Genomic DNA, 19,556 nt, shown 5'->3' with positions numbered 1-19,556 from the left:
AGATTTGAAGAAGATTAATTTGACAAGGACGATTATCTATTTAGTGTTGTTTTTATTATCTTTATCAATATTAATTCCAATATTAAACTTACTGGCAATGTCGCTTTCGGACCCATTAAAAGTACATAAATTAAAAGGTTTAAGTATTTTACCAGAAGGTTTTTCATTGATTAATTATAAAATATTGCTTTCAAATCCACTAATTATACGCAGTATCTTCAATACGTTTTTAATTACAATCGTTGGTACTGCATTAAATCTGTTTTTGACTGCAATGGCAGCTTATGTGTTAGCTAGAACGAATTTTGTAGGAAAAAAAGTAATTATGGTTTTTCTGATTGTTTTAATGGTTTTCGAACCAGGCTTAATCCCGGAATTTTTGCTTGTTAAAAATCTAGGATTACTGAATACTTACTCTTCTTTGATTCTTTACAAAGCAATCAATGTATTCTATTTGTTCATCTTAATGAGATTTTTTGAAGATGTTCCAGATAGTATTTTAGAGGCTGCAAGAATAGATGGGGCGGGACATTTCAAAATTTTTACTAAAATTATGCTTCCTCTATCTAAACCTGCACTTGCAACACTTGGCTTATTTTACGGTGTGTATCACTGGAATGAATATTTCAGAGCAACCATTTATATTACGGATCCACATAAATGGCCATTACAAGTTGTGTTAAGACAATTTGTTGTAATGAGAGATAATACTTCAATGCTTGGAAACTTAACTGGTGGATCTTATAAACAAATTGCTAACCTAGATTTTTCTTCGTTACAGGCGGGGACAATCATTATTTCAATGATACCTTTACTCATTTTGTACCCATTAATTTTAAAATATTACGCTAAAGGTGCGCTTGAAGGCGGAGTAAAAGATTAATTTCTAGTCTAATTTTTTAAGAACACACATTAAATCAGGAGGTAAAAAAACAATGAAGAAATTACTTATGTTGATTTTTAGTGCATTATTAGTCATTACATCAGCTGCTTGTTCGAATGATAAAGCAACGAATACAAATGACAAAACATCCGATGGAAAAACAATTATCCGTGTGGTTGCAAAAGACGATTCACCATCAAATCCTGCTTCAGTAAAATATTACAGGGAATTAGAAAAAGCCTTAAAAAGAGACGAGAACTTAAATGTAAAATTTAAACTAGTAGAAGTTCCACAAGGTGATTATGCTGAAAAATTAAATCTATTATTAACAGGTGGAGATATTCCAGATTTAATTTATTTCCAAGGTGGAGATCAGCAGATTTCACAACAACAACTATTAGAAAAGTTAACGCCTTATATTGATAAGTCTAAGTATATTAAAAATTTACTTCAACCTTATAACCAAGAAAGATTAAAAAATTATCCTTACTTATTATGGATTAAGCCTCTAGATAAAAAGACACCTGTCATTCGAAAAGACTGGTTTGATAAGATGGCAAGTTCTCAAGAATTAATGGCAAATCCTACAACAGATAATTATTATAAGTTTTTAAAAGAATTAGTTTCTACACATCCAGGAGGAGCTAAAAAACCTGCTTATGGTTTAACAGCAGCAGGAGATATTTCGGAATTAGATTCTATGTTTAAAATGGCATTTGGACTAAATCAAACATGGTTAAAAAATAGTGATGGAACATATGTTTATTCAAAAGTATCAAATAATGAAAAAGAGTTACTAGCTTACTATAGTAAGCTTTATAAAGATGGAATCTTAGACCCTCAATACTTAACAAAGCAATGGGATACAAAAGAAAAAGCTTTCTATGATGGGGAAGCTGCAATTATTACCGGAACAAATGGTAAAGTTATCGATCTTTACAATAGTAAAATGACTCAAGTGAACGGTAAACAAGCTCAGTTAGTCGTTCTTCCAGCTGCAAAAGGAATTTATCAAGGTTTTGGTGAGACAGATGTAACAAAAGAATCTCGAGGTTATGCGATTTCTTCTCAATCAAAACAGAAAGATTTAGTGTTCAAAGTTTTAGATTACTTAGCAAGTCCAAAAGGTCAAATGCTAGATCGCCTAGGATTTGAAAATGAAGAATATAAAATTGAAAATGGTCAAATTGTTTTAACAGATAAATATTATAGTGAATGGTTTGCTAGATATTGGGAACCAACAGAATTTAAAACAGAGCAACCATTAAAAACTCCACTTTTAAGCGAGCCAGCTTTAAAATCACAAGAATTAGTTAAACAATCTTATACACAAGATAATAGTTTTATTTTACCAGAGAAATTCATAGCAAATTGGGATGCGATGGAAAATCTTTATAAAGAGTACGCAACTGATATTATTACAGGAAAACGCCCAGTAAGTGACTTCGATAAGTTTGTGAAGGAATGGAAAAAAGCTGGTGGAGATGAGCTTACTAAATATGCAAATGACAAAATTAAGTAAGGAGTTCTAAAATATGGTTTCGTTTCAGGATCGTGTAAGAGGTGTTATTCTTTCAACAGCCTTGGGTGATGCACTAGGGGCACCAATTGAAAAGTTGACCTATGAAGAAATAAAAGAGAAATATAGACGAGTAGAATCATTGAATACGAGTTGGTATAAAGAAGATGCTCCATTTGAAGTGACTCTTGGTAAAATGCGTGGACAAGGTATCGTAACAGACGATACCTTGATGACCGCAAGCTTAATTAATGTTTATTTAAAGGAAAAAAGACATCTTGATGCCTACGATGTAGGGAATGAATTCGTAAAAGAGATTGCTTATAAGAAGACATATATTCCTGAATTTGGTCGCGAAGCATTCATTATTGATCGTCTATTTTATCCTGAAAAATACATTTTCATGCGACATGTTTTAGCTAATTGTGATCCAAGAGAAGCTGGAATTGGAAATATGATAAATTGTGGAGCAGCTATGTACATTGCTCCAATTGGAATCGTTAATGCAGGTAATCCGAAAGCAGCTTATGATGAGGCCATTCTTTTTGCAATGGGCCATCAAAGTAGTTATGGGCTTGAAGCGGCAGGGGTATTAGCTGCATGTGTTGCAAAGGCTTTTGAGGATAGCGTGAGTATTGATGAAATTGTCGAGACAGCGATTTACTATGCTAAAGACGGTACAAAACAAGCGATTATAGAAATGACTGAAGCTGCAAGAAAACTACGATCAGAGCATGCAGAAATGGATCGAGTCATTGAAACATTGCAAAGCGTCCTAACTAAATTTTCACCAATGAAAGATGATGTACATCGAAAAATTGAGAAAGTTGGCATTCCATCAAACCATTACACACCAAGTAGATTATTTTCAATTGAAGAACTACCTATGGCGTTGGCATTTATCGTTTTAAATAATGGTGAATTCTATAAATCGATTTACGATGGAATCAACTCGGGGCGTGATACTGATTCAATTGGTGTTATGATTGGCGTAATTCTCGGAGCTAAGTACGGGTCTGAAGTGATTCACCAAGAAGATATTCGACTATTAGAATCGAAAAATAAAATGAACTTAACCGACTTATCAGATCGATTTGCTGAAGTTGCAAAAGAGATTATTTTACAAGATTTACATCTAAATGAACAAAGAAAAAGATTACTGTGATCAAAAGTGTAACCTGGAAGTGGAGTGAGTGAAATGATTTCGAATGATTATTTAGAGAAGGTATATGCTGGATTTTTAGGAATGAATGTCGGAATCCGTCTTGGTGCTCCAGTAGAGCCTACTGAGTGGACACCAGAACTAATTCAGGACGTTTATGGCGATATAAAGGGATATTTAAAAGATTATAAAACTTTTTCAGCAGATGATGATGCGAATGGACCGGTGTTTTTCCTTCGAGCATTATATGATGATGCGAAAGATCGTGAATTAACTCCAGATGATGTAGGCCGTGCATGGTTGAACTATACACGCGAAGGAATCGGAATGTTTTGGTGGGGCGGTGAAGGAATTAGCACTGAACATACTGCCTATAATAATTTGAAAAAAGGTATTTCTGCTCCAAAATCTGGTTCTGCAGAAGTAAATGGAATTGTCCTTGCAGAGCAAATTGGTGGACAAATATTCGTTGATAGCTGGGGGTTATTGTTTCCAAATAATCCAAAAAAAGCAGCTGATTATGCTGAGACTGCAGCAAGTGTGTCGCATGATAAAAACGGATTATTTGGAGCCAGATTTATTGCTGCATGTATCGCTCAAGCATTTTCTGCAAAATCGATTAATGAGATTATTGAAGCCGGCTTAAAAGAAATTCCAGAAGATTCTACTTATGCATTAGTTGTTAGAGCAGTTCTTGATTTTTATAAGCAGGTACCAAACGACTTCCGTCTTTGCCGTCAATATCTAGAGGACGAATGGGGATATGATAAATACCCTGGGATTTGTCATATTATTCCAAATGCAGGTGTTTGTGTCCTATCTTTACTTTATGGAAATGGTGACTTTGCAAGAACAATAGAAATTGCAACAATGTGTGGCTGGGATACAGATTGCAATGCTGGAAATGTTGGGACAATTTTAGGCGTTTTTACTGGGATTAACAAAATAGCAGATCATTATCGAAAACCAATTAATGATTTCATCGCTACATCAAGCGTTTCTGGTTATTTAAATATTTTAGATATCCCTACATTCTCTAAATCGCTAGCAATATTAGGATACAAGATGGCAAATCAAGAGCCTCCTGTAGATTTAATCGATAGTTATCGAGAAGAAGAAATTTATTTTGATTTCACTTTACCAGGTTCGACACATGGATTCAAAACGGACTTCCCTTTTAAAACTTTCTTAAGACACAACTCCGGGCAAGGGTATAAAAGGAATGGATCACTTGAAATCTTTATCGACAGAATGATAAAAGGTGAAAGCAGTAAAATTTTCTATAAACCTTTCTATAGAAGAGAAGAATTTAATGATGAAAAATACAAACCAACCTTTGTACCTCAGATTTATAGCGGACAAAACGTCTCTTTAAAAATCTATTCAGATAAAATTCAAGGTGAAGACTTTATTTTAACTCCATATATTCGAAATACTTATTCAAAAGAAACTGTAAAACTGAATTCTATTAAACTGATAAATGGTGAATGGAATTCAATTGAATTTATAGTTCCAGATACTGATGGGGATTTAATTGATGAAGTAGGCTTTATTCTAGAAAGTCCTTCAGAACTAACAAAAAGAGCTTTTGGAAAATTATATGTTGATGAATTCCGTATCTTTGGTAAGTCATGTTATTCAATTGATTTTTCAAAACAAGCAGTCGAATTTCTTAGTGTAACCCCTTTTTCTCATCATAGAGGAGAGTGGACCTTAGAAAACGGGAGAATGAAAGTTTCGAGTTTAACAGACTGTGCAGCATTTACAGGAAACTATTATTTAAAGGATGTAATCATTAATGCATCCATTATTCCAAAGAAAGGTGACTCTCACAATCTATTATTTAGAGCATCCGGAGTAGAACGTCATTACCAAGTAGGTTTTGATGGGAAAAAGCAAGTTTCACTCATTGCGAAAGATTTTGGAATTGAACGAATTCACTCTGTTCCTTTTGAATGGAAACATGATGAAGAGTACCAGTTTGAATTGAAGTGCCAAGGGAATGAAATCTTTTTATCGATTAATAATGAAGAAATTCTCTCATTTGAGCACGATCGATTTAATCGAGGAATGTTTGGATTTGCAATGTTAGAACAAGGAGAAACAATACTATCTGATATTTCTGTGAAGGAATTATAAGGAGTTTATGAAAGGTAGCACTTAGCTACCTTTTATTATAGGGGCAATCAAGTTTAATGGAAATCCAGAAAAAGCTGCAGCAATAGCAGAAAAAATGGCATCTATTACGAATGCAGAAGATGGAGTATATGCTGCAAAGGCAATGGCTGCTAGTATTGCAATTGCTCTTGATGGAGCTTCACCAAGGGAAATTATTGACGCAGGTTTAAAACAAATCCCTGAAAATACATGGTTAAGTAGAAAAGTTAGCCAAGCTTTTTCAATTTTGGATTCAACTAATAATGATGGATTTGCTGCAATTCCACTATGGAATAATCAATTGGTCAACTCTATTTATAACTATGGAAATATTGCACCTGAGACTTTAGCGGTTGCCTATGCTATAATTCTTGCTACAGAAGGAGATTTTGAAAAGAGTATCATGCTTTCACTTATGTTACCAAAACAAGCTGATAGTATGCCGGCAATGGTAGGAGCATTGGCAGGCGCAATGAACGGAATAGAATCAATTTCGAAAAGTTGGGTAGATAGTGTTGATACAATTAAAGGCTTCTGTGTCCCACATTTAAAAGGCTTAACGATTACTAATACAGTAAAACGATTAATTGAATCAGAATAAGAAGATAATAAATAATAGAAAATATGTTACATTTTAGGGGAGTACAATCGAGTGAAGAATAAGAAAGCGACGATTCGAGATGTCGCAAAAGAAGCTGGTGTTTCTGTAGCTACGGTATCAAGATATATAAATAAAGTAAGTTATATTAGTCCCGAAACTGAACAAAAAATTAAAGTAGTTATGGAAAACCTTGATTATAAACCAAACGAGATTGCTAGAGGACTTGCGAAACAAAAATCGAAAACAATTGCCTTAATTATCCCTGATATTTCAAATCCGTTCTTTCCAGAATTGGTTGTTGCAATTGAAGAAGTTGCTAAGTTAAAAGGGTATGGCTTAATTCTAGTTAATTCAAATAATGATGATCTAAAAAATCCTATGTTTTGGAAGGAATTTCAAAGCAGATATATTGATGGTTTTGTTTTGGCATCATTTGAATTTAATGAAGAGATTCTAAAATGCTTACAGAATTTGCAAATACCATTTGTTAGAGTGGACCGTGCAGTCGATACGCATACAGCTAATTCAGTAGGTGTGGATAATTACAAAGGTGCTGTAATGGCTGTTGAACATTTATATGAACTTGGATGTAAAAATATCGCTCATATAAGCGGTCCCGATGTTTTTATTCCTGCTAATGACAGACTTAGTGGATATCTAGATACTTTGCAAAAATACTTCCCATTACAAGAACCAATTGTATATCAAGGAGATTTTGCGATGGAAAGTGGCAAGCATTTAACTCAAAAGTTGATAGAGGATCATCCAGAAGTAGACGGCATATTTCTTGCCAATGACTTAATGGCAATTGGCTCTTTAAAGGCATTAAAAATGTTAAATAGACAAGTTCCAACTGATATCGCCGTTATTGGATTCGATGGTATTAAAATAGCCGAAATGGTAGAACCTGAACTGAGTACAATCGTTCAACCAATCTATCGAATTGGCGTCGCTGCAACTAATAAATTAATTCATTTAATAGAAGGAACAGAGGACACTGAAGAATATCAGCTAGAAGTTGCATTAGTTAAAAGAGAATCAACTTTAGGTTTTTTGCCTAAAGGGTAATGTTTCGAAATTTGCATTCATAGAATAAGCCAAATGTTCAAAAGGGCAAAGACTGTAGATAAACTCGATGAAAATCGTGTTTGTTTACAGTCTTTTTCTTTACTCATTCTTTAGGAATAGTAAATAAAACAATCATCGTAAGAGACGAAACGAATAAATCATCCTAACAGAAAGAAAAAAACAATAGTTATCCAGCACTGTTTATCCCTCGATTTTTAGGTACAACGTCACGATTAAATCTAGTATTCAGTTCACTTTTGAATATTCTGATATTTATGTAATATTGAATAAAATGAAATAAAAAGGTGATAAACATATGTGCAAAAATAATAAAACTATCATAACAATGAATAAATATTATGTAAGACCTGGTGACGAGATTGAATTTATGCCAAAAGAGGATAATGTAAAAGAAATCAAACCAAATTTAGTAAAAGGAATTGTAACGAAAGTTCTTTCAAATTCTGTAATTGTCGATATGAGAAAAGATCGTAACCATAGACATTATTACGAACATGATCATACTGTAATTAGCCATAAAAAATATAAAATTTTAGCTCCAATATCAAAAAGTTAATCAAACGTCATTTCCTAGAAAATAGCCTTAGCCCGAATTAAAGGGTTAAGGCTATTTTTTTCATTCTTTGAAATCTATAGTCTTATTTATTCCTGTCATTTTGCTTCATACATTGAGAAATGAGTGACTTTGAACTTATTCTGAAAAAGTTAAGTGAAATTTAGAACGTTTTTCAGAATTTAGTAACAATTAATGGAAAAAAAGTAATTTGAAAACGGTAATTAAACATGGAAAAAATGAAATAAGTTAACAGAATATACACCAATATTTCACTGATTTTCCACTATTTATGTAAGAATTTATTGCAACTATATTAGAATATTTATAGAGCGCTCTATTTAGTTTAATAATGTCAAAAATCATTCCCATAACTCTATTCATGCTTTGTTTTACTCAGGAACCTTACGTGATTGTTGATACTATCGTGTTAGCTTATTAGAGTATATTGCCCCAAACCATTAATAAAAAGTAACAGAAAATCATCGCACCTATCTTTAATAATGACTTTCTATTTTGATATATCCCATATATCCATAGCATTGTAAAAAATACAAAACCTATTTGCCTGATAAGAGAAGGATAGTTAAGTACATCAAATATGTTTATGATTAAAAACAATAAAACTATTAGAATTGACGTTACAACTATTAATACAGGCTTTTGCAAAATCATTACCACCTTTTATTATTTTTTAACCGAGTATAAATTTACTTAATTATACTTAAAACTTTTTATTTTGAAAGTAAAAACTTAAAACTGGTGAGCACAAAAAAGGCACTTAACATGAATGGGTTGAGAAAATTTAAAAAAACTTGCATGAAAAAATAAATAAGCCCCGAGTTATGATTTTATCATATTAAAATAAAGATCAATATGAGAATAGTACTAGTTCTAGAGCAGGGAGAAACTGCTTTTTTTTGTAGTAGTAAAATAGGAAAAAAATACTAATAGTGACTGTTACTTTCATCAAAAATCAAATAGATTACAATCCACGCTATATTAATATTCTACTAAACTTAACTATTTCAAAATTAGATCTCAAAACCATCAATAATGTAATATTATTCATATCACTGTAACAAATTCTTCCAAATTTTAACAAACTCAGACTTTAGACCGTTTTGCTCTTTGATTAGTTTTGTTAAAATAGAATTAGAAATATAGAAAATATTGGAAACAAGGAGGACGAAATGAAAAAGGCAATTGTACAAATTAAGAACTTATCAAAGGAAATAAAAGGGAAAAAGATTGTTTCTGATTTAAGCTTTGATATTTTTGAAGGTGAAGTTTTTGGATTCTTAGGTCCAAATGGGGCTGGTAAGACGACGACGATCAGGATGATGGTTGGATTGATGAATATTTCGGAAGGTGACGTTGTCATTAATGGTCATAGCATTAAGACTAGTTTTGAAGATGCAATTAAGAATGTAGGGGCAATTGTAGAGAATCCAGAGTTGTATAAATTTCTAAGTGGTTATGATAATTTACTGCAATATGCTCGAATGAATAAGAATATTACAAAAGAGAAAATTGATGAAGTTGTTGAGCTTGTTGGTTTAACAGGAGCCATTCGTCAAAAAGTTAAAACGTATTCTCTTGGTATGAGACAGCGTCTTGGGCTAGCTCAATGTTTATTGCATGACCCAAAAGTATTAATTCTTGATGAACCGACGAATGGACTAGATCCAGCGGGTATTCGTGAGATGAGGGATCACCTGCAGCTTCTTACGAGGAAAAAAGGAATGGCCATTATTGTATCGAGTCACTTATTATCTGAAATGGAAATGATGTGTGATCGAATCGGTATTATTCAACAAGGTAAGTTAATAGATGTACAAACTGTAACAGAGCTTACAACTGAAGAAGTCCAAACATATTCAATTGAAGTAAATAATAATGAAACTGCACTTAAAGTACTATCTAAACATAATGCCGAGTTAGTTGATGGAGAAATACATATTGAATTAACGAGAGAAGATGTGCCGAATGTAATTGAGCTATTAGTAGAAAATCGCATTCGCGTATATGGATTTAAGGCAAATGCAAAAACACTAGAAGATCGTTTCTTAGAAATTACGAATGTGTAACTGATCTTTAGAAGTCTCATTAACTAGTGTATCTTGAGAAATTCAAAAAGAAAGGAACTTAAATCATGTTAAAATTGATTCAAAATGAATGGATAAAGATTATTAAAAGACCAGGTACAATTGTAATGATTGCTCTTATTGTTTTACTTGTAGGAGTTATGGGGACATTTGTAAAATATAATGAAAATAAAAAAGACCAAAATGCAGATAAAAATTGGAAGCAAACGCTACAAATACAAACTGCAGAAAATAAAAAAGAATTAAAGAGTTTAAGTAAAAAGGATCCTCAAAGACCATATTTAGAAAAAACAATTGCAATGAATGAGTACAGAATGGAGCATAATATTTCTCCAGATGAAAAGACAAATGTTTGGACTTTTATGGATGTTTCATCAAGTTTAATTATTTTAGTAGGGCTATTTACGATTATCGTTTCGGCTAATATAGTGGCGAGTGAATTTAATTGGGGTACGATTAAACTATTATTAATTCGTCCGTTTTCTAGAAAAAAAATAATTATGTCAAAGTATATAACTAGTATTCTATTTGGTTTTGCAATGTTATTTATTTTATTCTTAGTTTCAAATCTATTAGGTTTAGTACTATTTGGTACAGGAGACGGAAATACTTCTTATTTAGCATATGTTGATGGCCATGTTGAGGAGCAAAGTAGACTTGTCTATTCTGCGAAGCTTTACTTACTGAGCTTCATCGAAACATTTATGCTTGCTACGATGGCGTTTATGGTTTCAACTGTATTTAGAAACAATACAATTGCGATCGGTATTTCAATCCTACTATTAACAGTCGGAAATACGGTAACAGCTATTTTGGCTGGATTTTTTGACTGGACAAAATTTATCTTATTTGCCAATACAAATTTGATGCTGTACGTCAATGGCACTCCATTGGTTGAAGGGATGACAATGACATTTTCAGTCATCATGTTATTCGTCTATTTTGTAATTTTCTTAGGATTATCATTAGTTGTATTTTCAAAACGAGATGTAACAGCTTAAGTTGTTTATCATAAGTACTAGTTTCATCGAAGAAGCCTTATTCAAATTAAAGAATAAGGCTTTTTCATATGTCTTTCATTAAACAATGTAGTTTCTTCCATTTTTTAGTATAAATTCCATTTTATTTTCAAATGATAAAATAAAATCAAAATAGGGGAATGGTATGAGAACTTATAAAGATGGTATGAAAAAAGATTCCTCAACTGAAAATTGGTTTGATGAATTATCGAAATCAAATGATTTTATTAAATTTACAACTTCAAGTGATCTTCAGCAGGATAATTACTATAGTATTTATTTTTACCGAACGTTAATTAGGTCTGAGATCATGCATGATCAAGTACTTCCGTTTTTAACAAAGAATTATACTCTTGAGGAATTGATGACTCAAATTCCAGTTCAACAGCTTACGATTACTTCAGATAGTTATAAAATCAAAAGTAAACTGCTAAAGGGCTATACGGCAATTCAGTATGGTGATAATTTTACAGAGTGTTTACTTGTTAATATTTCGAATAATGTATCTAGAACAATTGGTCCACCGATCATGGAAGCTACTACTTTAGGTCCTCAAGTTGGATTTGTAGAAGATATGGATGTAAACATCAATTTAATTCGAAATAAATTACCAATTTCTGACCTTCATGTGGAGGAATTTGAAGTTGGGAATTTATCAAAAACGGGTGTTTCTGTTATTTATGTTAGTGGAATTGTTGATGAAGAGAATGTTGAAACTGTTAGACAGAGGCTAAAAGACATTCAATATGATCATATTCCGGATAGTTCTTTTGTTTCGTCAATGATCGCGGATAACTCACATTCTATTTTCCCACAATCGATCCCAACTGAAAGACTTGATCGGACAATTGGTGGATTAACTGAAGGGAAAATTGCCATTGTAGTGGACGGTTCTCCAAATGTTCTTCTTACACCTGCTTTAATTGATGAGACTTTTATCGCGATGGAAGATTATTATGTCAATTGGGTACTCGCTACATTTTTCCGTGTTCTAAGGATTTTCGGTTTTGCTCTTTCAATATTCATTACACCTTTTTACGTAGCTATATTGACTTTTCATTACGAATTGATTCCACCACGATTTCTTGAATCATTGATTATCTCAAGAGCATCTGTGCCGTTTCCTCCAATAATAGAGGTATTTTTCTTAGAACTGACAATCGAGCTCGTTAAAGAAGCTGGTCTTCGATTACCATCAAAAATTGGTCAAACGCTCGGTATTGTTGGAGGGATCGTTATTGGTCAAGCGGTTGTTGAAGCAAAGCTAACAAGTAATATTCTTTTAATTTTTGTAGGGTTAGGTACGCTTGCTTCTTACACATCAGCAATTTATAAGTTTAACAATACAATCAGGTTTATCAAGTTTCCGATTATTATAATGGCACAGCTAATTGGACTTTTAGGAATCTTTATGGGCTTTATCTTTTTAATGACTCATTTACTGAGATTAACTTCTTTAGGAAGACCGTATATTGGATCGTATCCGTTTAGAAAAACGGCTTTCAATGATTTATGGTTCAGGCTGCCATTTTCGATGCAGAAAAAAAGACCGACAAATTTAAGACCGGCTACTCTATTTCGGTCAACAACTGATATAAAAAAACCTGGTCCACCAAGTGATTTTGATGAATAATGTAAAGGAGATTTGTTCATGGCCAATTATAGAAGACAACAAGTATCACCATATCTCCTGTTTTTTATCATTACAAGTTCTCAAATAGGAGTTGGTGTATTAGGATTCCAACGGATCATCGCAAAAGATGCAGGTTATGATGCATGGATTAGTGTATTAATAGCAGGAGTATTTGTGCATGTGGTTTTATGGTTTATGTTTAAATTATTATCGAATGCAAAAGGTGATATTATTGATGCCCATACACAACTATTTGGTAAGATCGTCGGTTCGTTCTTTAGTTTAATCATTTTGTTGTATTTTATAGTTGCAGCAATTTCTGTATTAAGGCTATATATCGAAATCATTCAAGTTTGGATGTTTCCAACGATTCAAACATGGCTATTGGGCATAATCATTTTATTGCTATGTTATTACATTATATCAGGTGGCTTCCGGGTAGTAGTGGGTATGGCTTTTTTATCTGGAATCTTCACTGCAGTGTTATATACTTTGCTATTTCATTTGCCACATAAATATATCCATATAGACAATATATTCCCTATTCTTGACCACTCATTTATTGATTTAATGAAGTCTGCAAAACAGTCAAACTACACAATGGCAGGGTTTGAAATTTTACTGATGGTTTTTCCATTTATTCGAAATGCAAATTCATGTCAAAAGTTTGCTCAATGGGGGGTCGGCTTTTCAACTTTGATTTTTACATTATCTGCTTTCACTACTTTTTTACTATTAAGCGAAAAACAAATTGAACATATCATTTGGTCAAGAATCTATATTGCAAAACTAATTCAATTCCCATTTATAGAAAGGTTTGAATACATTCTAATTTCTACATTCTTAATTAAGGTCATATCAATCTTAACTTTATTATTATGGAGTTCAAGTAGGGGAATAAAATTAATTTTTAAATGGAAACAGAAGTATGTATTAATCATAATAAGTCTAGTTATTATTATTGTTTGTCAATTCCTTGAGTCGCGTAATGAAATCAATTCATTTACAGATTATACTAGTAAAATTTCATTATGTCTTTTTTATATTTATATACCAATTCTTTCAATTATTTATATGTTTAAAAAGTCAGGGAAAGCTGTATGAAAACTTTTCTACTTATTTTCGTTGTTAGTTTAGGTATTTTATTAAATGGCTGTTCTCTTGTTCCTTCTTCAGATGTAAATGAGTTAAATCTTATTGAAGGAGCTGGATTCGACTTAGACAAGACAGGTATGCTTAGAGGAACAGCGGTTTTTCCTATATTTAGACCAAATGCGGAGTCCATTTTTAAAGTAACTTCTGCAAGTGGTGAAACAATCAAGAAGATAAGAGAAAGATTAGATAGTAAAGTACGCTATCGTTTAATATCAGGACAATTACGTTTTGTGTCTTTTAGTTTAGAGTTAGCTAAGAAAGGGATTTTTCCGATTGTTGACACGTTTAACCGTGACCCATCAGTTGGTAGTGTACTACAATTAGCAATATTCGATGGGGAAACAGAGGATTTATTATCATTTAAACCGTTGAAAAAAGAAAATTCAGCACTTTTTCTACATGACCTACTAATCCATAATTCAGATAAAGGCCCGGTGCCTTATACTGATTTCTCAACATTTATTTATCAATATTTTGAAGTAGGGCAGGATCCATACTTACCTGTGTTAAAAATAGATAAAGATCGGGTTAAAATAAGTGGACTTGCTATTTTTAAAAAAGATAAAGTTGTTACGGTTATTCCTTGGAAATATGCTTTTATTTTTAAAACGATCATGGAGAAATATAAACAAGGCTTACATCAGTTTAAAATTGATGGAGAATATATAGCAATTGATAATATTAATTCGAAAACTAAAATTGGTGTAAAAGTTAAAAAAGGAATTCCTAAGTTTACCATCTCGACTTCAATTAAAGCCAGAATACAAGAATTTACAGGTCCAGAACCACTTTTGATCCCAAAGAATATAAACAAACTAGAAAAGACTATCGAAAAAGATCTTGAAAAACAAAGTCAGGAACTTTTATCGCTTCTACAGAAAAATAATGTCGATCCATTTGGATTTGGATCTAAATTAGAAGCTCATTATAGAGGCTTTGATGTGAAAAAGTGGACGAAGCAATATCCGAATGTAAAAATAAAAGTGAAGGCTAAAGTAAATATACTGCATTCTGGTGTCGTTGAATAAAAAATAGGCGTCTAAGAGTCAGTGGACTTATGACGTCTTTTTTAATGTAAAGTATACAAATACTTTATTAAATTTTGCTAATATAATTTTGAAGAATAGTTAAGAATAAGCGTATTTAAGACAGAATTTAAGGTAATTCCTGGAGGGGATTATGCTTTTAAAAAATATTTTCATCACACATACGATCATCATTAGTTTTTTTTATCTAAGCTCTTCTATCTTATGGGGAGAAGTAAGACAAAGGTTTGCAGGGAAATCGAAATTTCAAGAATTTTTTATCGGGATCCTATTGAGTGTATTAACGGTTGTCTTAATAAATTTTCCGATTATTACAAATTATGGAATGAATATACAAATTAGGGCTCTTGGAATGGAGATCGCAGTAATCTTTTTTGGGAATATTACATTAGTGACAATGTTTTTTTTCGATATTATTGCTTTTTATTTTATTAATGGATTAAGTCCCGTTTACTTTATAGATTCACTATTGCTTTTGTTTCTCTTATTTTTTGGATTTTATTTGAATTTTCAAAAATGGGATGAAAAGAAAAGAATACAATTTTTGACTCCTATTATCATTTTGTTTAGAGGTATTAGTTTTTACTTTATCGATAAGTGGATGATTGGACCGAGTGGTGAGATTCAATTTGAAAGACTACGTGAAACGATCGGATTTTGGTTTATCATGTTTGTTCCAGCTTTATTTTTGAGTTATTTTATCGCATATCAAACGCGTAATACAGAAATAAAATTAAAGAAAATGGAAAATATCGCAAATGTTGACAGTCTAACCGGACTATTTAATCGTAGATACTTTGAAAAACAACTATTATTTGGATGTTCAAAATCATATGAAACATCAATACCAATAACATTATTAATGGTTGATGTGGATTATTTTAAAAAATATAACGATTTTTATGGTCACATAAAAGGTGATGAATGTTTAAGAAGAGTTGCAACTAGTTTGCAATTAGATACGACAAGCGAATCTGGTATCGTTGCACGATATGGTGGAGAGGAATTCTCGATTTTGTTACTGAAATCTGATCTAAAGGATGCACTTAAAATAGGTAATCGATTACGAAGAAATATAAAAAAATTAAAAATTGAACATGAGCAATCAGAGAAAAAAATAGTTACATTAAGTATTGGTGTAGCGTCAATGGTTGTTGAAACTGAACAAGATTACTTAAAGTTAATTGAGCAAGCTGATCAAGCATTATACAAATCAAAGCATAATGGAAGAGATCAAGTAAGTTACTAATAGATGAAATGAAAAAACATCTATGCATCCCCTTGAAGGTGATTTAAGATGTTTTTTTTGCTGTTTTATTTTATTAGTGGATTTAAATTATAATGGCCCAATGCATCGTTGACTAAATCGATATCATAAATGTTGTTCTCTAAGAAAAATTTTATGACTAAATCATTTAAATCGCTGTCTGATAATGTATAGCCAGCGGAACTTAAGATTTCGCTCGTTTCAGTTTGATCTAGTTCAAGTGCTAGTGATAAAGCAATGATTGTATTTTTCTTTGGTAGGTAATTAGGTATTGAGCGGATTTTTGAAAAATGTTTTCGGTCAATTCCTGCCTTTTTATATATTAATGGGTCACTGACATTTTTTTTATCGATAAAGTTAAATAAAAGCTCTTTGAATGTTGGTTTCAGTTTGTTTTTTATAAAAGCTTCAATCTCTAAATTTTCTAAAGGTTCAGCTGTATATGCTTCACTAAAATGTATTTCTTCTATTTTTACCTCTTCTAAATGCTGTTTTACATAAAGTTGTAATTCAATCAAAAGTTTTTCGTTAAGCATTTTAAAATTCCCCTTTTTAAAAAATGTCTCTTTTAAGGCGACCTATTCACTAATTCATTCAGTTACTATTATATCATCAAGAATGAAGGGGTTGATTTAGAATGAACGGTAATAAAACAGAAATTGTCTTTTTAATCGATCGAAGTGGATCAATGGCTGGACTGGAAAGTGATACGATTGGTGGATTTAATGCATTTATGAAAAAACAAAGTAGTTTTAATGGAGAAACGAATGTAACAACGGTGCTTTTTGATGACCAGTATGAAGTTTTATGGGATGGATGCAATGCACATGAAGTAAAATTAACGGATAAAGAGTATTTTGTAAGAGGCACTACTGCACTGTTAGATGCAATCGGTAAAACCATCATAAATGTAGGAAACAGATTGTCTTTATGTAACGAGGTGGAACGACCTAGTAAAGTCATTTTTGTTATTACGACTGATGGATTAGAGAATGCGAGTGTTGAATTTACGTATAGGAAAGTGAAGCAACTGATCGATCACCAACAAGAAAAGTATAATTGGGAATTTTTATTTATGGGAGCAAATATCGATGTCGCAAAAGAAGCTAGTAGCCTAGGAATTTCAAATGAAAATGCTTATACTTTTGAGGCTTCTAATGAAGGTATTGAAAAGATGTATAGTGTAATAAGCGAAGCAGTGTCTGAAAAAAGAATCTAATTTTTGATTCAAATCTAGTAAGTTTTTTTGACTTATTAGATTTTTTTATTGTAAATAATAATTCTTTAATGATAATTAAGTAGTAAGCTTAATAATGTTAGGATAGGGACAGAAAGCATATATAGAGGAGAGATGTACATATGAAACCACAAAGTTTTGATCATCACGTGAGATATCATCCAGTTTTTCACTTTTTTGGGGCACCACTAGCGTTAATCACAATTATTGGATCAATCGTTAACTTGTGTAGCGCGATAAAAAATCAAGATCAGATCTGGTTAGCAGTCTTTATTTTAGTTACTTCGCTATTATTAGTTGTTTCATTTTTTCTAACAAGACTTTATTCTAACAAAGTGCAAGATCGTGTTATTCGAATGGAAGAAAATTTTCGTCATTTTACGTTAACTGGTAAACCGTTAAATCCTCAATTAACAATGGGACAAATCATTGCATTACGATTTGCTAGCGATGAGGAATTTGTAGCGTTAAGTGAAAAAGCGGTAAATGAAGGAATGAGTTCGAAAGAGATTAAACAACAGATTAAAAATTGGCGAGCGGATGAGTATCGCGTTTAATTTTTGTGTCGAGGACCTTACTTTGTATAGGTCTTTTTTTATGCGGTTCATGAGGAAGTAAACTAGCGAAAAAAAGAAAGATACTTCCTCATGACAGGCACATGAGGAAGTAAAACAGCAAAAAATAGAAAGTTCCTTACTCATGACAGGTTTTACTGAAAATCAACCAAAAATTAGAGTAGTTGACAAGCTCATTTTTCAACACTCTAAAAGCCATCTTTATAAAGAGACGAACTATAGAATCTATCACTTATTGACTAAACAGCTTAGATGAAATAAGTATTTTAGAATAAATATAATTAATATATGTAACTTATGTAATTACTATAGTCATATTTTGTAATATTCATTTAGATTATATAAGTTTTAGCTAGAATCAAATATCACGGGGAATTCAACTTGAAAAGAGGCTGAAGAAATGCCTTTTTTCATCGATAATTCCATAATTTTTGATATATTACTGTAATAAACATGCTGTGAAAGTAAATGATTTATCATCTCCCTGTTACTTTTTTCTGCAAAATCTATGTTACGATTAGTAAAAATTAGCAAACAAAGAAACATGGGGGGTAAAAAGAAATGATTAACAAAATGAAAGTTACAACCATTTTAGCAGCTGCTGCACTCTCAGTATCTGTAAGTGCTAATGTACAAGCTGCTACGGTTACAGTAAAAAAAGGTGATACCATTTGGGATCTATCACGTGCAAATAATGCAACCGTTGAAAATACTAAAATGTTAAACGGAATTACTTCAGACTTAATTCATCCTGGTGATCAATTGATCATTGCACCAGAAAAACAATATCAAGTAAAAAAAGGTGATACGTTATGGGATATTGCTCAAACTCATGATGTAACAGTATCGCAAATTCAAGAATGGAACAATATACATACGGACTTAATTCAACCTGGATTAAATCTAGTAATCTTTGAAGGCGTAAAAAACATAGCTCATTCAAAAATGACATATACAAATGTTGCAGCAAGTTCTAAAACTACTTCAACAGTGAAATCAGTAAAAGAATCTTCAAAAACTGCATCGGCAGCAAGAGAAGATGTTGCTAATGCAAAGGTAAGTGTACCAGCACCAAAGGAAAGTACACCAGCACCAAAAGTAAGTGCACCAGCACCAAAGGAAAGCACACCAGCACCAAAAGTAAGTGCACCGGCACCGAAGGAAAGTACACCAGCACCAAAAGTAAGTGCACCAGCACCGAAGGAAAGTACACCTGCACCAAAAGAAAGTACATCTACTAAAAAAGCAACGGGCTCAAAAGTAGTAACAGTGGAAGCAACTGCATATACAGCTTCTTGTAAAGGATGTTCTGGGATTACTGCTACTGGAATTGACTTGAAAAAGAATCCAAATACAAAAGTCATTTCCGTTGATCCAAATGTGATTCCACTTGGAAGTAAAGTGTATGTAGAAGGTTATGGTGAAGCAATCGCTGGAGATACTGGCGGTGCCATCAAAGGAAATCGAATTGATGTCTTTATTCCAAATAAACAAGATGCGATTAATTTTGGAAGAAAACAAGTGAAAGTAACAATCTTAAATTAAGTATAAA

General features: G+C 32.2%; 17 protein-coding genes. 16 read left to right on the top strand and 1 reads right to left on the bottom strand.

Annotated features, from left to right (window positions below; all coding sequences use genetic code 11):
• Positions 1-4 precede the first annotated feature (4 nt).
• The 13 genes from CN925_RS04320 to CN925_RS04255 all read left to right on the top strand — a co-directional run bounded on the left by CN925_RS04320 (position 5) and on the right by CN925_RS04255 (position 16,174).
• A complete protein-coding gene (locus tag CN925_RS04320) occupies positions 5-883 on the top strand; it encodes a carbohydrate ABC transporter permease (protein WP_098845032.1) in 879 nt (292 codons plus the stop codon).
• Between the two features lie 52 nt (positions 884-935).
• Entirely contained in the window at positions 936-2,405 is a 1,470-nt protein-coding gene (locus CN925_RS04315) for an extracellular solute-binding protein (protein WP_098845031.1), read from the top strand.
• 13 nt (positions 2,406-2,418) lie between these two features.
• Positions 2,419-3,567 carry an ADP-ribosylglycohydrolase family protein gene (locus tag CN925_RS04310; RefSeq protein ID WP_098845030.1) on the top strand — a complete coding sequence of 383 codons (1,149 nt, stop codon included), beginning with the start codon at positions 2,419-2,421 and terminating at the stop codon, positions 3,565-3,567.
• Between the two features lie 33 nt (positions 3,568-3,600).
• Positions 3,601-5,703 (top strand): ADP-ribosylglycohydrolase family protein, encoded by a 2,103-nt coding sequence (locus tag CN925_RS04305; protein ID WP_098845029.1) that lies wholly within the window; start codon positions 3,601-3,603, stop codon positions 5,701-5,703.
• Positions 5,704-5,737: 34 nt separating this feature from the next.
• Positions 5,738-6,322, top strand: a complete 585-nt coding sequence (locus CN925_RS04300) for an ADP-ribosylglycohydrolase family protein (protein ID WP_098845028.1) — start codon at positions 5,738-5,740, stop codon at positions 6,320-6,322.
• Between the two features lie 51 nt (positions 6,323-6,373).
• A complete protein-coding gene (locus CN925_RS04295) occupies positions 6,374-7,390 on the top strand; it encodes a LacI family DNA-binding transcriptional regulator (RefSeq protein WP_098845027.1) in 1,017 nt (338 codons plus the stop codon).
• Positions 7,391-7,706: 316 nt separating this feature from the next.
• Entirely contained in the window at positions 7,707-7,967 is a 261-nt protein-coding gene (locus CN925_RS04290; RefSeq protein ID WP_098845026.1) for a DUF2187 family protein, read from the top strand.
• Positions 7,968-9,157: 1,190 nt separating this feature from the next.
• Complete coding sequence (locus CN925_RS04280) at positions 9,158-10,054, top strand: ABC transporter ATP-binding protein (protein WP_098845024.1); 897 nt, start codon at positions 9,158-9,160, stop codon at positions 10,052-10,054.
• Positions 10,055-10,119: 65 nt separating this feature from the next.
• Positions 10,120-11,073, top strand: coding sequence for an ABC transporter permease (locus tag CN925_RS04275; RefSeq protein WP_098845023.1), 954 nt, complete (start codon positions 10,120-10,122; stop codon positions 11,071-11,073).
• Positions 11,074-11,236: 163 nt separating this feature from the next.
• Positions 11,237-12,724: a spore germination protein gene (locus CN925_RS04270; RefSeq protein ID WP_098845022.1), complete on the top strand. Its 1,488-nt coding sequence runs from the start codon at positions 11,237-11,239 to the stop codon at positions 12,722-12,724.
• Positions 12,725-12,742: 18 nt separating this feature from the next.
• Positions 12,743-13,828, top strand: coding sequence for a GerAB/ArcD/ProY family transporter (locus CN925_RS04265; RefSeq protein WP_098845021.1), 1,086 nt, complete (start codon positions 12,743-12,745; stop codon positions 13,826-13,828).
• The gene (locus tag CN925_RS04260; RefSeq protein ID WP_098845020.1) at positions 13,825-14,907 is read left to right on the top strand and encodes a Ger(x)C family spore germination protein; all 1,083 of its coding nucleotides are present in this window, start codon (positions 13,825-13,827) and stop codon (positions 14,905-14,907) included. Before CN925_RS04265 ends, CN925_RS04260 begins: the two co-directional genes overlap by 4 nt.
• A gap of 151 nt (positions 14,908-15,058) precedes the next feature.
• Positions 15,059-16,174, top strand: a complete 1,116-nt coding sequence (locus CN925_RS04255) for a diguanylate cyclase (RefSeq protein WP_098845019.1) — start codon at positions 15,059-15,061, stop codon at positions 16,172-16,174.
• Between the two features lie 65 nt (positions 16,175-16,239).
• On the opposite strand, the gene CN925_RS04250 is transcribed toward CN925_RS04255, so the two are convergent.
• On the bottom strand, positions 16,240-16,728 hold the full coding sequence (locus CN925_RS04250) for a hypothetical protein (protein WP_098845018.1): 489 nt from the start codon (positions 16,726-16,728) through the stop codon (positions 16,240-16,242).
• 101 nt (positions 16,729-16,829) lie between these two features.
• Between CN925_RS04250 and CN925_RS04245 the strand changes: the two genes are divergently transcribed.
• From CN925_RS04245 to CN925_RS04235, 3 genes are all read left to right on the top strand, one after another.
• On the top strand, positions 16,830-17,411 hold the full coding sequence (locus CN925_RS04245) for a vWA domain-containing protein (protein ID WP_098845017.1): 582 nt from the start codon (positions 16,830-16,832) through the stop codon (positions 17,409-17,411).
• 140 nt (positions 17,412-17,551) lie between these two features.
• Positions 17,552-17,986 (top strand): DUF6526 family protein, encoded by a 435-nt coding sequence (locus CN925_RS04240; protein ID WP_098845016.1) that lies wholly within the window; start codon positions 17,552-17,554, stop codon positions 17,984-17,986.
• A gap of 579 nt (positions 17,987-18,565) precedes the next feature.
• On the top strand, positions 18,566-19,549 hold the full coding sequence (locus CN925_RS04235) for a 3D domain-containing protein (RefSeq protein WP_098845015.1): 984 nt from the start codon (positions 18,566-18,568) through the stop codon (positions 19,547-19,549).
• The last annotated feature ends 7 nt before the right edge of the window (positions 19,550-19,556 follow it).

It is taken from the genome of Bacillus sp. AFS055030 (genome assembly GCF_002574545.1).
Taxonomy (GTDB): Bacteria; Bacillota; Bacilli; order Bacillales; family Bacillaceae_G; genus Gottfriedia.
The sequence above is the reverse complement of the archived record's forward strand: the minus strand, read 5'-3'. Positions and strand labels throughout refer to the sequence as shown.